The 15,197-nt window shown below is 50.9% G+C and carries 12 protein-coding genes; 6 read left to right on the top strand and 6 right to left on the bottom strand.

The genetic code is table 11. The features are described from left to right. From AACZ40_RS22470 to AACZ40_RS22460, 3 genes are all read right to left on the bottom strand, one after another. Positions 1-964, bottom strand: a 964-nt coding sequence (locus AACZ40_RS22470; protein ID WP_339675926.1) for a DEAD/DEAH box helicase, incomplete at its 3' end; no start/stop codon positions are given. Positions 965-1,629: 665 nt separating this feature from the next. Then, on the bottom strand, positions 1,630-2,475 hold the full coding sequence (locus tag AACZ40_RS22465) for a sterol desaturase family protein (protein WP_291180429.1): 846 nt from the start codon (positions 2,473-2,475) through the stop codon (positions 1,630-1,632). 88 nt (positions 2,476-2,563) lie between these two features. Beyond that, positions 2,564-4,339: a flagellar basal body P-ring protein FlgI gene (locus tag AACZ40_RS22460; RefSeq protein ID WP_339675924.1), complete on the bottom strand. Its 1,776-nt coding sequence runs from the start codon at positions 4,337-4,339 to the stop codon at positions 2,564-2,566. Between the two features lie 394 nt (positions 4,340-4,733). Here AACZ40_RS22460 and AACZ40_RS22455 point away from each other — a divergent pair, with 394 nt between their 5' ends. Next, complete coding sequence (locus AACZ40_RS22455) at positions 4,734-5,915, top strand: glycosyltransferase family 39 protein (RefSeq protein WP_339675921.1); 1,182 nt, start codon at positions 4,734-4,736, stop codon at positions 5,913-5,915. A gap of 33 nt (positions 5,916-5,948) precedes the next feature. Continuing rightward, the gene (locus AACZ40_RS22450) at positions 5,949-9,263 is read left to right on the top strand and encodes a hypothetical protein (RefSeq protein WP_291180438.1); all 3,315 of its coding nucleotides are present in this window, start codon (positions 5,949-5,951) and stop codon (positions 9,261-9,263) included. A gap of 16 nt (positions 9,264-9,279) precedes the next feature. Here the strand turns inward: AACZ40_RS22450 and AACZ40_RS22445 are convergent, their stop codons facing one another. Both AACZ40_RS22445 and AACZ40_RS22440 read right to left on the bottom strand, forming a co-directional pair. Beyond that, a complete protein-coding gene (locus tag AACZ40_RS22445; RefSeq protein ID WP_291180442.1) occupies positions 9,280-9,447 on the bottom strand; it encodes a hypothetical protein in 168 nt (55 codons plus the stop codon). Positions 9,448-9,530: 83 nt separating this feature from the next. Next, the gene (locus tag AACZ40_RS22440) at positions 9,531-10,094 is read right to left on the bottom strand and encodes a TadE family protein (RefSeq protein ID WP_291180445.1); all 564 of its coding nucleotides are present in this window, start codon (positions 10,092-10,094) and stop codon (positions 9,531-9,533) included. Between the two features lie 237 nt (positions 10,095-10,331). Here AACZ40_RS22440 and AACZ40_RS22435 point away from each other — a divergent pair, with 237 nt between their 5' ends. Further along, positions 10,332-10,949 (top strand): TadE/TadG family type IV pilus assembly protein, encoded by a 618-nt coding sequence (locus AACZ40_RS22435; RefSeq protein WP_291180448.1) that lies wholly within the window; start codon positions 10,332-10,334, stop codon positions 10,947-10,949. A gap of 63 nt (positions 10,950-11,012) precedes the next feature. After that, entirely contained in the window at positions 11,013-11,606 is a 594-nt protein-coding gene (locus tag AACZ40_RS22430; RefSeq protein ID WP_291180451.1) for a pilus assembly protein TadG-related protein, read from the top strand. Positions 11,607-11,676: 70 nt separating this feature from the next. Here AACZ40_RS22430 and AACZ40_RS22425 read toward each other — a convergent pair whose 3' ends face one another. Continuing rightward, a complete protein-coding gene (locus AACZ40_RS22425) occupies positions 11,677-13,143 on the bottom strand; it encodes an arylsulfatase (protein ID WP_291180454.1) in 1,467 nt (488 codons plus the stop codon). A 139-nt stretch (positions 13,144-13,282) separates the two neighbouring features. Here AACZ40_RS22425 and AACZ40_RS22420 point away from each other — a divergent pair, with 139 nt between their 5' ends. After that, positions 13,283-14,053, top strand: coding sequence for a M90 family metallopeptidase (locus AACZ40_RS22420; protein ID WP_291180457.1), 771 nt, complete (start codon positions 13,283-13,285; stop codon positions 14,051-14,053). A gap of 145 nt (positions 14,054-14,198) precedes the next feature. Further along, positions 14,199-15,197: M48 family metalloprotease (locus AACZ40_RS22415; protein WP_339675912.1), on the top strand; the 999-nt coding region annotated here is incomplete at its 3' end.

Below are 15,197 nucleotides of genomic sequence, written 5' to 3'. Positions count from 1 at the left end.
CGTAGAACTCCACCATTTGCAGGGTGCCGTACACCTGGTGCAGATGGGCCTGGCAAAAAAGCATGCGGGTGGCGTCGTCCGGGGTATCCACGAACGCTTCCAGTGCCTGCTGTCGTGCTCCCTGTGACTTATTGCCGTGAATCGCTGTGGCTTTGAACCCGCTGCGCACCAGTCGTTGTGACAGTGTATTGGCAGTTCGTTTTGTTTTTGTGAAAACCAGTGCCCGTTCGACTTCATCACCGCCCAGTATTTTCTGCAGGAGCGGCTGTTTCAGATTGCGTTCTACAAACATGAGTTGCTGCTGAATTTTCTGGACACTGGTGGTCTTGGGAGTCACATTGACTGTGACGGGGTTGGACAACAGGCTGTGTGCCAGTTCCGTGATCTTGGGAGCCAGTGTGGCTGAAAAGAATAACGACTGTCGCTGTGCGGGTAACTGGCTGATGATTCGCTTGAGGTCGGGAAGGAATCCCATGTCGAGCATGCGGTCTGCTTCATCGAGCACAAAGACTTCCAGTTGATTCAGCTTGATATGCCCCTGGTTCATCAGGTCGAGCAGTCGCCCTGGAGTTGCTACCAGAATATGAGCGCCCCGTTTTAAAGCTTTGACCTGATTTCCCTGACCGACACCGCCGTAAATCAGAACCGACCGCAGTTGCAGATGTCTGCCATACGCGTCAAAGCTGTCGCCAATCTGAATGGCAAGTTCGCGCGTAGGAGCCAGAATCAACGCCAGTGGATGATTCGGGATTGATTTGCGACTGTTTTTTCCCAGCTGATTTAAGATGGGGAGAGCCAGTGCGGCTGTTTTACCGGTACCGGTCTGGGCACACCCCAGGACATCCCGGCCCTCCAGGGCAGCGGGAATCGTCTGTGCCTGAATGGGGGTGGGGATTTTGTAGTTTTCTTCGACCAGTGCTTTTTGAACTGGTGCGATTAAGTTGAGTTCTTGAAACGTATTCAATGTATTGCCTTAATGTTTTGCTGGTCCTGTCTGCCGAAATCCGGCTTCATCATAGGGGATAAATTCTGTGATTCGTCACAGAGGACAAGACTGATATTGTTTAAAATTCGATTCGTTTTGGGGAGACAGAGCGGAGGGCGCTGATTCACGATCGGGTGAGTTCATCGGTTCCGCCTGGTTGCAACAGCACACTGGAAAGTGTACGAGAGCAGGAGAATCGTTCGCCTGGCTCTTCAGGGATTCGCTTGGGGGAAAGCGGGTGGGACCAGCTTGACCAAAAGCAAACGTCGCTTCTGTGGGAACTCTGGATAAACAAGAAAATCACAGAATTCAATGCGTCCACAACGACGCGGATGCTTTTGTCAGCGGTCAACACAACCGTTGGCAGTTAGCAGGGATGTGCAGCAAACCCGCTGCACAAGTAGAAAGGGCCACAAGAGGATCCAACTCTGCAAAACACCCTTTCAGGTCGGAAAACGTAATCATTTAAGAGAAAACGCTACTCGCTTGTTCCAACCAGATCGTCCTGAATTTGATAGAATCAGATCCAAGGACTCGCTGAAGTATACCCCGGCTCTGTCGCTTTGCCAAGACTTAAACTTCAGAATCGTATATTGAGTATCGGTTGAGGCACCCCGATTCTACTGAAAAGCACATGAGAGAGGTCAGTCCGGGGGACTTTTCCGGTGCGGGGGTGCCGGTTGTGACGGTGGGGGGCTAAACGGGGTTTTCCACATACCCAGCAGTGTCTGCCAGTCCGGATCATCATATTCAGAGAGCCCGAAATCAATGGTTTCCAGGTGGGGGCGCATCCGGAAGGTGCCCGCCAGGCGATCCCAGCAGGAAAAGACTGTCGAATAATTGGAATTCAATTCCCGGGGAAGGCGTGAATGGTGGATTTTATGCATATCCGGTGTGACAAACAGCCAGCGGAGTAGCGGGTCGACCTTCCCCAGTGAGATATTCGCATGGTGAAACTGCGTGGACAGATAGATCAGGATCCCATACAGGATGAGCTGCCAGGTCACCAGACCCAGCAGTGGAATCAGCAGCAGCCGAAATAAAGTAGAAAAGGTCAATTCTCCCCAGTGGAAACGGGTGGCAGTGGAGACATCCATGTGGGGATCGCTGTGATGCATCCTGTGGAATCTCCAGAAGAACGGGATGCGATGGTTCAACCAGTGCCAGCAATACATCCAGGCATCCAGCAACACCACCGCCAGAATCGTTTTCCAGAAAATACCCAGCGGTAACTGGTGAAGCAGTCCCCAGTTGTGTTCGCGGGCCCATTGGGATGTGAATTCCACAGCGGTTCCAAACAACAAGCCAATGAACAGGGCATTCAGAATGGCCAGCAGCAGATTATGAAAGGCATGCCGATAACGGATCTGTCTGTCATAAGGTTTAAAAGCGGACCAGCTTTCCCAGCTCCAGAACAGTCCCAGCAAAATGACGGGGACGAGTCGCTGTGAGAGGTAAAGCAGTTCAATGCCGGATAATTCGGAAATCATGGAAGGATCAGCTCAATGACAAACGGGGCCAGGGTGATGCACTCAGACCCTGATTTTCCCAGATTCCACTGGCAACGGCAAGGGGGGCTTACTGCTGGAGCAGTGTGGCGTTGATTTTACCCTGCTGTTGAAGTTGCTGCAGAAGCTGAATTTGAGTTTGTTGAGGCATCTGCAGATGTTGCATCAGTGCAAGTAAATCTGCGCCATTGGTTGAACTGTTCTGGATGGAAGATCCGATTTCCAGAATCAGGTTCTGCTGGTTAATGAAGGCAGGTTGGATACGCACCTGACCTTTCGCTTGAAGTTTTCCTGTCCTGCTTTCGATGATGACCTGGGGCTGTTGTGATTCAGGATCAGCCGTCTGGAGAGGGAGAGAGAGTGAAAGTAGTTGTGTTGCCAGATGATGAGCCTGCTGTGGGTCGTTATGCGGAAGAGAGATCATGATCAGGCTGGAAGACTGCAGCATGGCTTTGGAATTCAGATGCTTTTCCGCCTGGAGAAACTGATTGATCTGACGCGTGATCAGGTCACTTAATTGTGGAGAATGTGATTCCGAGTTCAGGAAAAATTTGAGGTGGGGAATACCCTGCCCAGAAACCAGTCGAGGATTCACATCGGTGAGGAGCTGCGCACCGCTGGCAATCATGGCCTGGGATTTCTGTTTGCTCTGATCGGTTTGAACTGAGCCCACCGCCATGGCGTCCGCGTTTGGACTTGGGTGCCCTGGAATATTCAGGGTCGTGGGCAGGAGATATCCGCCGGTCAGATCGACTCCCGGAGAGGCAGCGGTAATGTAACACTCCAGTTGTTTTCCACGGGAAACGCCCTGGTTCGGGATATAAACCACTATGGAAACGTTGGCCAGGTTCCCGGCCTGAATAGGTGTTTTGATGCTGCGCTGATCAATGTTCATCGCGTTCATGGAGGATTTGAGTGCCCGGATCGCTTCCGCAGAAATGTTCCGGTCACCGGTTCCTCTTAAGCCGATCACCAGGCCTGTGCCTGTCAGCTTGACAATTTCTGCCGGTTGAAATTCCCCCAGCTCGGATAACTTGACTGCAGTCACATTCTGGCTGCTGACTGCCTGAGAGAGTTGAGCCGGAAGATCGAGGGCTACCAGGTTCTGGCTTAATACCGTGGCCGGCATCAGCGTATTGGTGTTTGCCGGAACCACTTTAATCTTCTGGTGCAGTTGCCCATTCTGGACAGGAGTTCCCGGCAGCTTAATTGTGATTCCACGGTAGGCGGCTACGATTTGGGTGGGCTGCTGTTGTTGTACCAGGAACGATTCGCGCAAGGTGGGATTCTGACTGGGGGAATATCCTGCTGAGATCGTCTGCCCCGGAGCAGTCCCAGAAAGTGCGATTTGTTGTACCGGCGGACGTGAACCAGGTGATCGATCCTGCTGAATGCCGGCGGTGATCGCCACCTGACGCACCAGATCCGCATCCAGGCGAATGAGTTCTTCTATTAAGGTCGTACGTTGTTCCCGGGTCGTTTGTGCGAGTACCTGCAGATTCAGTTCGGGGGCTGTCCCTGTCTGGTTTGAGCTTGCGGTTAACAGTCGAGTATTTGACTTTCCCGAAATTTGTCCCGGTGCCTTTGGCGCTGTCAGTTTGCCGGGTTGTGAATCAGTGGCTGAGTCTGGTTTCTCCTGACTCTCATTCGCTCCAGCCGGGAAATCAAGGTTGAACTCGGGAAACTCGCCGGGTTCTGATAAGGATCGTTCCAGGTCCGAGTCAGCCGCCACCTGTTCTGATTCATTGTTGACTTCAAGAAAGCCATCGATGGAACGGGATAGAAAAAACATGGCGACTGCGAACAGGGCGATTCCAGACAGGATTGAAAATTTGAAATAGCGCATAGTTTCCCTCAGCCTTGAAAAAGGGCTTCGTGAAAGGAATGAGATGAATTGGAGGTGATGCGTCTTGAGAGAGGAGCGGGGAGCCTAAACGATCATTGATTTTGTGTCAAGATGGGTGAATTGGAGGGGAGCGATTCTGATTTATCGATTCATTTCATTGCGTAGTTTGTACAGTAGAGACGTGGACTATCTGGGGAATCGGGGTCTCAAATCAGAGATGGTTTATGCCGGCGAAAGAGGGGCAGCTATATTGGAATTGACCCTGATAGTCGAGTAGTCGTACTATTCCCACATTTCAAAAGTGGCAGGGAAAAATATGCCGCAGTCAAAACGGCTTAAGTATTTATTGTTATTGGTTTTATTGATATCCGCATTTCTCAGGTGCGGCGTGGCGGTGTACGTGCAGCGCCAACTGGAGCGCCAACCCGGGCGAAGCTATGTGATTGAAGGAGATGCTGAAGGGTACTGGAAGCTGGCTCAGACGCTGAAACAGGGCGAGCCGTATTCAATCTACACGCCACCAAGACGTGTACTACGGATGCCCGGTTTTCCCCTGGTGCTGGCGGGAGCGATGTCGGTGGTCGGTGAATCGCATGCGCGGGTGCGACTGGTGCTGGCACTGCTGGGCGTAGTGACCTGCTTTGTTGTTTATTTACTGGGGAAGGAACTGGTGAATGAAACCGTGGGGGTGCTGGCAGCGGGTCTGACGGCAGTCTCTCCGGTGATGGCTGGATTCAGTGTGCTGATATTAAGTGAAACCCTATTTGCACTCGCGATGCTGATTTCGTTATGGGGGCTGGTGAAATTATCAAAAATTGAATGGGAGAAAACAGATCGAAACAGGGGAATCTTCTGGTCACTGCTGGCAGGAGTCTCACTCGCGCTGGCGTATTATGTGAGACCCAGCTGGCTGCTGGTCGTTCCCCTGGTTGTCGCGTTTTATATTTTCAGTGCGAAAGGGCATCGTAAGACAGCGGTGCAGAGATCACTGGTATTGATGATCGGCTTCACCCTGATGTTGTTACCCTGGGTGATACGAAATTATCAGGTGACAGGACACTTTGTTCCAACCACACTCTGGGCGGGGCCGAGTCTGTATGACGGGTTGAATCCACGGGCCACCGGTGACAGTGACATGACTTTTTTTGACCAGGAACGTGTGTTGGATTCCATGACTGAATACGAAATGAATCAACACTACACACAGCGGGCTGTGGCTTATGCGAAGCAGCATCCAGGGCATGTGCTGCAGTTAATGGTTGCGAAGCTGCTGCGTTACTGGAAGCCGTGGCCCAATGCAGCCCAGTTCCAGTCCTGGTGGATGATGCTCGCTGTCTCGGTAGTATTTGTGCCTGTGATGGGGTTTGCCTTGTATGGTGCCTGGATTTCCCGGGATCAATGTCTGCTGTTACTGATCACGGCAGGTCCGATCCTGTATTTTTCATTGATTCACATGGTGTTTGTCAGTTCGTTGCGGTATCGACTGCCGGCGGAATACAGCTTGTATATTCTGTCAGCCGTGGGTATCTGCCGGTTGTATGTTTCCCGATTTCAAAAGAAAGAAATCCATCCGTGATCTGAACGTGATCTCAAGCGGTTAAGAAAAACTATGGTTGTTCGTAAAACATTTCAATGGTGTCTGTTGATCCTGATTTCGCTGGTCATTACCGGCGGAAGTTACGGGTATTATCTATGGATGCGCAGCGATGAGATGTTAAAGGCGGGCGTCATGGAAAAGATCGTAAATCATATCCCGGGACTGATGCTCGATATCGACCGGGCGCAATTTGATTATCGGCGTCGTGTGCGGATTGAAGGTTGTCGGGTGAATGTGGCGACTCATTCCGACACGATTATCGATTTACCCGAGGTCGTTGTGACCTTAAATCAGGAAAAGCTCGCGCGGCACCAGATCATCGACGTCCAGAAAGTTGTGTTGAATCGTCCCCAACTGGTGCTGGTCCGGATGGCTGATGGGACCTGGAACTGGGAGGGGCTGCCCGAGCCGGTCAAGAATGATAATCCACTCCCCGAACTGGTCATTGAGCGGGGCAGTCTGTCATTGAAATTTGAACGGGGCGACCAGGGCGTGCCCACGTCAATGACATTTCAGAATCTGGATTTGAGGCTCATCCCTTCTGGAACGAGCCGTTATGAAATTGAAGGCCACACTTCAATTCCGCAGGCGGGTAAACTGGAGATTTCGGGCTACTGGGATCTCAATTCCAAACTGGGGTCAATTACAGGTACATGGAGTCAACTGGAGTTTGGACCGAATCTGGTACAGATGGCAACCGGGATTTCGCCGGAGCTGATAACACAGTTGAAAACAGCCATGCCCTCTTTGCGATTGAAACCGGACCCCTCGACGGGATTGTATGATCTGGGAGTGAGTGCCCAGATGGACATTCAATTCAGTCTGGCCCGCAGTCGGCAGGACCAGCCCCCACAGTTTCAGGTACTTACACATTTGCGGGAAGGCAAGCTGAAGCATCCGGTGTTACCGTTCCCACTGCGAAACATCGCCGGGAAAGTGCTGGTGAATAACCAGCGGGTTCTGGTTCAAAATTTACAGGCGTTTAATGGTGATACCAGTTTTGAATTAACCGGGTATCATCGGTTTGCTGAAGATACGTCTGTAGACGCGCCACTCAAATATAAGAGTTCATTTTCTTTCCAGTCACGAAAACTTCCCATTGATCAACGACTGCGAAGTCGACTGTCAGGGGGTCTGGCCCGCACTTACGATACGCTGCGGCCCAGCGGTAATGTTGACCTGGAAGTCAACTTTAATCATCCCGGCACCGGCAAATGGCAGATACAGAATCTCAAGGTTTCCACAAATGACGCGGAAGTGATTCCGGTGCATTTTCCGTATCGCGTTTCGCATATTAAAGGGTATATGAAACAAACGCAGGGAGATACACTAATACTGGAGTTCGACGGAACGGCTGGCCAGCGACATGTGGAAGCGAAAGGCCATGTCAGGCATCCAGGTCCCGCTTCTGAAATCGAAATTCTGGTCCAGACAGAGCAGGTGCCCATTGATGCGACTTTGCGAGCTGCCTCTCCTGAAGTCGTCAGAAAAGTGCTGGATGAGGTTGACCTGCAGGGAACAGCAGATGCCACTCTCAGGCTCACACGGGCTCCGTTATTAGATCAGCCGATTCATTTGAACTTCGTAGCAGAAATGGATCATGGATCGTTGCAGTATCAGGACTTTCCATATCGCATCAGCGATCTCAAAGGACGCGTATCCTATTTCAGTAATACGGGAGTCACCCGGTTTGAGCAACTTACAGGCAAACATGGCAGTGCGAGCCTGTCAGCAGACGGTTCTTATGCCCGATTTGCCAATGATGGTAGATTGGAATTGAAAGTATCAGCTGAAAATGCATCCTGTGACTCCAGTCTCAAACTGGCATTACCAGAATCATTGCAGGAACTCTGGATGAATTTCGCTCCTACCGGAAAGGTTAACCTTGATACGCATGTCATCTGGGAACGTGGCAAACCGTTGCAGGTCGGTATTCCGCGCATAGACTGGTTCGATGGTAGTATGAGTCTGAAAGACTTTCCCTACCCCCTTGATAATCTGAAGGCCCAAGGGAGTTTTCGCGTCAATCCGGAAACCGGGGTCAACGAAGTTCGTATGTCAGGTATCTCCGGGAATCACGATGAGACAAAAATCCGCATCGCAAAGGCACTTGCCGGAGTCACCCCAAGTGGAGACTGGTGGGTTCAACTGGATAAAATGACCATTGATGATTTATCCACTGATCGCGCTTTTCAGAAAGCATTGCCTGAAGCGATGGCATCCGCGTTGAATACGCTTAATATCCAGCGACCGATTTCTGCAAATGGCATGATCGAATTTCGAGGATCTCAGCAGCCGGGAACAGCGATCACTGCATACTGGGATATGAATTCTTATCTGGCTGAAAATACACTGACGGCCGGGGTAGATCTTACCAAGGTTTACGGTAAGGTGCATTCAGAAGGGACCTGGGATGGAAGCCATCTCCATTTGAAGGGAGACCTGGATTTGGATTCGGTGGTGATACTGGATTATCATCTGACGGAAATCAAAGGCCCGTTTGAAATTCACGACCAGCGTTTGACGGTCGGTTCGCGCGAGATTCGTCGTGAAAAGACTCAGTCGGTCAGTCTGCCGCAGATCAATTCCATGCAGCCGATCACTGCCAAGGCGATTCGGGGTGTGCTGACCTGTATGGGGGATATCGAATTGAATGATGTGCCCACCTATAACATGCAGATCGAATTGAATCGGGGCCTGCTGGAAGAATACGCGGCCCGTTATATGCCGGGACAGTCGCAGTTGCGGGGCGTGATGAATGGCTGGATTCAGCTGTGGGGACGGGGATCCAGTAAATCAGATCTGAAAGGACAGGGACAGTTGCAGATCAGTCCGGCTGCCATTTATGAGCTGCCTCCGATTGCCCAGATTTTCAAAGTGGTGCGTCTGTCACAACCTGACAAAACCGCGTTTGATTCTGCCTTCTGCGATTTTACGGTCTCGAACCAGACCTTTCATCTGAAGTATATCGAACTCAAAGGGAATGCGATCAGTCTGTTTGGACAGGCGGGAGAAGCCCACTTTGATGGCCGTTTGAAAGTGGATCTGTTTTCACAGCTCACGCGCCGGCAGTTGCCATTACCTTTGATTACCCAGTTGATCGGGCACGCCACCAGTGGCTGGATCCGGGTCGAGTTGCGGGGAACGACATCCAGTCCGATTGTAGATATCAAATCGAACCCTCTGCTGGATGGTTCTTTGAAGACCTTCCTGAACAACGGGATGCGGGGCAGACCGGCGGGGAATGCGACGGGACGCTGGCCTCGACCTGCGCAAACCAGTAACCAGACGCAGAAACAGCAGTTCCCGCTGCTATTTGCACAATAATAAAGAAATGCAGCGTTCAGCGTTTTTTCTGCTGCTGCTTCTTCTGCTCGGCAATCTCTTCGGTTTCCTGGACAGACTTTTTTTTCCAGCGGGAAAGAATGAGAGTCAGCACGATCAGGATTCCCAGATACGCTCCCAGTATCTTCAGCAGCCAGAGGAACATTCCAGTCGCGATTTCGTTCATGTGCAGGAAAACTTGCTGTTCTGACAGATGATTGAGCTCAGTAATGAACTCAATGAGGTGAGAAAGAGGAAATCAGACAGCTGTTACTCTAATCCGGTCATAGCGCTGATTTCAAGCTGTTTTCCCGAAAGCGTGAAACCAAATGAAGATAAGAGGTTGGGGATGGGGGAAGTACCGTTGGTATCAGTTAAATTCAGACAGATGGTAACTTTAATTTCTGACACCCCGGGTGAAGGGCCTACCGGAGTACCCGGAATATCAGAATTTCCAATGGTTTGTGTCAAAACGCCACTCCCGTCTTCAATTATAACCAGCACATCGCCGGCACCGGGAGCAGCAGGTTGTTGAGCGACATCCAGTGTGAGCGAGTTGATCGCGACATAATCCTGTATCAGATTACCTATGGCGTCTGTGGTGGCACCGACCTGGGCTGCTTTTCGTGTGCCTTCGATTGTGGCCGCGGAGATGGTTTGCTGCAGAAGTGCGAATAAACCGAACAGAATGATTGCCAGGGAAATGATCAGAACCAAGGGAAATGTCAGGATAAACTCCAGCAGAACCGATCCTGTGCGCCGCCTGCTGCCCGTCGATCTGGTAGATCGACTGTTCCCCTGGTTCCTCAAGGTTCTTAGCCCGCTGATTTGCATAATCCGTACTTCAGTTCAGGTGTGTGTTAACAAATGGAGACATTTGCTCCGCGTGTGTTAAGTCTGGTTATCAGGAATCGAGTCAGCTTCACTTCCAGCATCGTTTTACGGGAATTCCAGCTTGCTTGAAATGTAGAGGTTCTCCCGTTTCCCTGCAGATTCTGCTGAGAAGTCAAGTGACAGGAATCTAGGGAACGCAAATTGCTTGCCAAACTAGTATTGCAGCAATTAGATTGCTTGAAATCATCAAAAGAAATTTACCGCTCAATCAAGTGGACGCCGACAGTGCAGAATAACAGGTTACAGGATACGAAACCAATCAAAGCCCGATCGGGGGTTGTCGTACTGGAATTGATCCTGACGATGCCTGCGTTTCTGTTGATCATGCTGGCGATGGTGCAGATTTCTTTAATTTACGTTGCCATCGAACAGACCGCTTATGCAAGTCGCTTCGCTGCCAAGATCGCTTCTGAAACGATAGAAGCTGATATCAACAGTTTAAATGCCGGGCCTATGGGAATATTGAAAACTCGTGTTGATCGAGTGCTTCAGGTGGGTGGCTTACCTCAGGGAAGTTGTAGAGTGATACTGGAACATAATGTTGCGATCTCTCCAGCTGTGCCACCAGTACCCGAGGAGACGATTGCTGATCCGACGCCTCCTGCCGCGAACTGTAATTGTGATCCACCAGCGAGTGCCCTGCCAAGTGTACCAGGCGCGACGGCTACTGAGTCGGTTCGGACCACCGTTTGTGTCCGACTGGGAGACAACATTCCGGATTTCTTATCCAGTTTTGGATTCTCAGTGGCAGATTATATTGTCGAAGAATCGACGACCTATATTTACGAATTGTAAAAAGTATCTGCTCTACCTGCGAAAATAATATTGTCGTTACCTGTAAAGATTGATTACCCACCCATGATGCGAATTCATTCGAATAGAAAATCTCAATCGAACCGTCGGGGAATTGCTGTTCTGTGGTTAATCATCTGGGGTTCTTTCTTTCTCACATTTTTCTGTGTGGTACTGGAAATTGCGACATTATGGGCGGCACAGGTTGAAGTCAACAATGCCATGGACGCTGCGGCTCTGGCAGCTGTGAAAGACTGGGGGGAACGGATTACTTTGCCGATGCCAGACGATTCGACTGAATTCCCTCGAGATGTGGGCGTCGCTTATGCTACTGCGAATCCCATACAAGGCACGCCAGCTGTATTCACGACAAATTATGACGTCGGCAATCCATCCAATGAAAATCTGAGTTGTGATGGTAATCTGGTATTTGGTGGACTCATCACGCCACCTCCTTATGAGTTTGATGCAGGAGCTGATGCGCTTAATCCGGCTGTGTTACCTGCAGTGAGAGCACAGGTGACAGTACCCGTGCAGGGTTTTTGTGCCACGCTGTTTGGGTTTACAGTCCTTAATGTGTCTGCTTCATCAACTGCCTATTATGATACCGGGACAGGACAGCCTGTACTTGTGCATGTCACCACCTTTACTTGTCCTTGATCTGGTCACGGAAGGTGCTCAGTTAGATACAACGACCAGGACTGGCCCTTAAATATTTCAAGTTGGGTGATTAAAACCGCGGTTTTCCATCACCGGGTGCCGGCTGTTTTTTAGGAGTTTTTCCACCAGGCTGCCAGAGCGGGTCCTCTGAGTGCGCCTGCTGCATCATGGCTTCCAGTTGCTTGACCAGTTCCGGATGCTCGTCTGCCAGGTTGTTGCTTTCTCCCAGATCCTGGTTGAGGTTATACAGTTCCGTTTCGCCGGTCAGCATGGGCATGCGGACTGCTTTCCACTTTCCTGCGCGAACCGCCTGCTTGCTCCCCTGTTCATAGAATTCCCAGTAGAGGAAGTCGTGCTGCTTCTGCTGGTCAGGATGACCTGTGAGCGTGGGGGCGATGCTGACACTGTCCAGCCCGGGCGGGCAGGGGACGTCTGCGAGATCCGCCGCAGTTGCCATCAGGTCGCCGAAATAGCCGATGTGACGGGAAACAGTATCCGCGGGAGTTGTGCCGGGCCAGTATGCGATGAAAGGCACGCGGATGCCTCCTTCGTAGAGATCACGTTTCATGCCTCTGAGCGGACCGTTGGCGTCGAAGAATTCCGGATCATTGCCCCCTTCGCGGTGGTGTCCATTATCGGAACTGAAAATGACCAGGGTTTTTTTGTCGATCTTGAGTGCTTTGAGTTTATCCAGAATCTGACCCACGCCGGTGTCCATGCGGGTAATCATGGCGGCCTGACCTTTGTTCTGTTTCTTCCAGTCTTTGTTTTCGTAGATGCCGTAATCAGGTACTTCCTGGCCATCACCCACTTTGCGTCCCGCTTCGTTGTTGGCATGGGGGATTGTCAGGGCGACATACAGGAAGAAAGGATCCTGGGCACTCCGATCAATAAATTGAAGTGCTTCCTGCATCACCAGATCATGTGAGTAATCAACTTTCTTCGTCGCGACACCACCCAGTCCGTCGGAATTAATGGTTGCCGGATCGACGACATTATTCAGCTTGACTTTTTTCCCGTTCTTCCAGAGGAATCCGGGGTAATAATTGTGGGCATTATGCTGGTTCAGGTAGCCATAAAAATAATCGAAGCCCTGCAGGTTGGGAACGCCCTGTGTCCCTGCTTCCCCCACACCCCATTTGCCCGTCAATGCAGTTGTGTAGCCGGCCTGTTTCAGGATTTCGGCAACGGTGACGTCTTCAGGTTTGAGTGACTGGTTTTCTTTGACGCGTGTATTTCCTCTGACGCGGCAGTGGCCCATGTGCAATCCTGTCATCAGGACACATCGTGAAGGAGCACACACGGTAGAGCCCGCATACATCTGACTGAATTTCATGCCATCCGCTGCCATCTGATCAATACGGGGCGTTTTGATTTTTTTCTGTCCGTAACAGCCGAGATCTCCGTATCCCAGGTCGTCCGCCAATATAAACACAATATTCGGCTTTTCCGGAGCAGCTGCTGAGACGGGGCTCTGATCTGATACCAGGTAACAGAGTGATACGGCGATCAGCGTGAGTCGGGCGAGATATTTCATGGCTGCTTTCGATGAATTGAGATGCTGCAGAATATAATTCGTGGACTATGCTTAAAGTTCACTGATACTATAATGCTCGTGAATTCTGCCTTGAAGGTCAAGCATACGTTTTCAGATTCATAGTTGAGGATTGCTTTTCATGTTATTTACCTGGTGGAGAAAACGCAGACGCAGAAAAATTCTGGCTTCACCTGTGCCAGGCCACTGGGCAGAGATCCTGGACCAGAATGTTTCGCAGTTGACGCGGTTGACTGAAACGCAGCGCACTCTGCTTTATCAGCGCGTACAGATTTTCGTCAAAGAAAAATACTGGGAGGGCTGTAACGGTTTTGAAATCACGGAAGAAGTCAAACTGACGATCGCCGGGCAGGCCTGTCTGCTGACACTGGGATTTGCCACGGACTGTTTTGATCGCCTGCAGACGGTACTGGTCTATCCGGATACCTATGTGGCACGGGAGGAGATGCTGAATTCGATTGGTGTGCTGACCGAAGGGACATCCTTTCGCCTGGGGGAATCCTGGGGACAGGGGCCAATCGTATTGTCATGGGAGAGTATTCGAGAGGGAGGACAGATTCCCGATGATGGCCGGAATGTCGTGATCCATGAATTCGCCCATTATTATGATGCCATTGACCGGCAGTTTAATGGTACGCCTCTGCTGAGTGGTCCGGAAGAATATCGGCGCTGGAATGAAGTGATGACCCGCGAATTCCAGCGACTGGTTTCACAGGTACAGCACGGTCAGGAAACATTTATCGATCCGTATGGCTCTACCAATCCAGCGGAGTTTTTTGCTGTGTGTTCGGAACATTTTTTTGAGCAGCCGCGGCAGATGCAGGAGTATTCTCTCGACTTATATGAGACACTTCGCATGTTTTATCGCCAGGATCCGGCTCGTCTGTATTGAGTTAAAATTGTCTTAATGTGCCAGAATTGGTGATGGATTTTACGATCGGGAATACTTACTATATGTTAAGTAAATTTTCTGTTCGTTAGATCATGTGGGGGCCTGTGGATGTCTTCACGGTGGCAAGATTGAGACAGGAACCGTGATGAGTAATTCTGACCCCCGTCGAGTGAAACAGTCCGCCCAGTCTCCTGTCAAAGCTGACATACCTTCCTCTGCAACACCGCGGAAACGTTCCCGTCGCGATCAACGGGAACTGACACCCCGTAAAATCATACAGGCGTTTGAAGGGAATATCGAGCCGGTCACTCCCACGCTGATGTATCGCCTGTGTGCGCTGCTGGTCAGTTTTGTGATGGTTCTGCTGCCATTGTTCTACATCGCGATGATCGGCGGAGTGATCTGGGGCGTCTATTTTCATGCCGTTCATTCGCTTAGCCTGTTTGAGGCTGGTAGTTCGAGTACTACCACGCGCAACAGGGGTAAAGGGATGATTCTGTTGCTGCTGGTATACCTGGCACCGATTATTGTGGGAGTGATTCTTATTATTTTCATGCTGAAGCCCCTCTTCTCACGGCCTTCGCATTCTTCTGCTTTTCGCGCGCTGAAACGTGAGAAAGAACCCTTACTGTTTATGTTTGTCGATCAGGTATGCGACGCCGTGGGTGCGCCGCGACCTGTGCAGATCAATCTTGATATTCAGGTCAATGCATCCGCCGGTTTCCGGCGGGGCTGGTTGAGTATGCTGGGAAACGACCTGGTGCTGACGATCGGGATGCCTCTGGTTGCCGGTTTATCATTGAGGCAGTTTTCCGGCGTGTTGGCGCACGAATTTGGGCATTTTTCGCAAAGTGCCGGCATGCGTCTGTCATTCATTATCCGCAGCATTAATATATGGTTCATGCGCGTGGTTTACGAACGGGATGCCTGGGATGAGCGGCTGGAATATCTGTCTCAGTCTCTCGATTTACGCATCAGCTGGGTACTGTATCTGGCGAGGCTGTTTGTCTGGGTGACACGTAAAATTCTATGGTTGCTGATGATGGTGGGCCATCTGGTAAGTGGTTTTCTGATGCGGCAGATGGAGTTTGACGCAGACCGCTACGAGGCGCGACTTTCGGGCAGTCGCTGTTTTGCAGCAACC

This window comes from uncultured Gimesia sp. (genome assembly GCF_963972345.1).
Taxonomy (GTDB): Bacteria; Planctomycetota; Planctomycetia; order Planctomycetales; family Planctomycetaceae; genus Gimesia.
The sequence above is the reverse complement of the archived record's forward strand: the minus strand, read 5'-3'. Positions and strand labels throughout refer to the sequence as shown.

Coding starts and splice junctions, on each gene's coding strand:
- AACZ40_RS22420 (WP_291180457.1), top strand. CDS start 13,283: ATGTTATTTACCTGGTGGAGAAAACGCAGACGCAGAAAAATTCTGGCT.
- AACZ40_RS22445 (WP_291180442.1), bottom strand. CDS start 9,447: ATGAACGAAATCGCGACTGGAATGTTCCTCTGGCTGCTGAAGATACTG.
- AACZ40_RS22425 (WP_291180454.1), bottom strand. CDS start 13,143: ATGAAATATCTCGCCCGACTCACGCTGATCGCCGTATCACTCTGTTAC.
- AACZ40_RS22440 (WP_291180445.1), bottom strand. CDS start 10,094: ATGCAAATCAGCGGGCTAAGAACCTTGAGGAACCAGGGGAACAGTCGA.
- AACZ40_RS22430 (WP_291180451.1), top strand. CDS start 11,013: ATGATGCGAATTCATTCGAATAGAAAATCTCAATCGAACCGTCGGGGA.
- AACZ40_RS22450 (WP_291180438.1), top strand. CDS start 5,949: ATGGTTGTTCGTAAAACATTTCAATGGTGTCTGTTGATCCTGATTTCG.
- AACZ40_RS22465 (WP_291180429.1), bottom strand. CDS start 2,475: ATGATTTCCGAATTATCCGGCATTGAACTGCTTTACCTCTCACAGCGA.
- AACZ40_RS22460 (WP_339675924.1), bottom strand. CDS start 4,339: ATGCGCTATTTCAAATTTTCAATCCTGTCTGGAATCGCCCTGTTCGCA.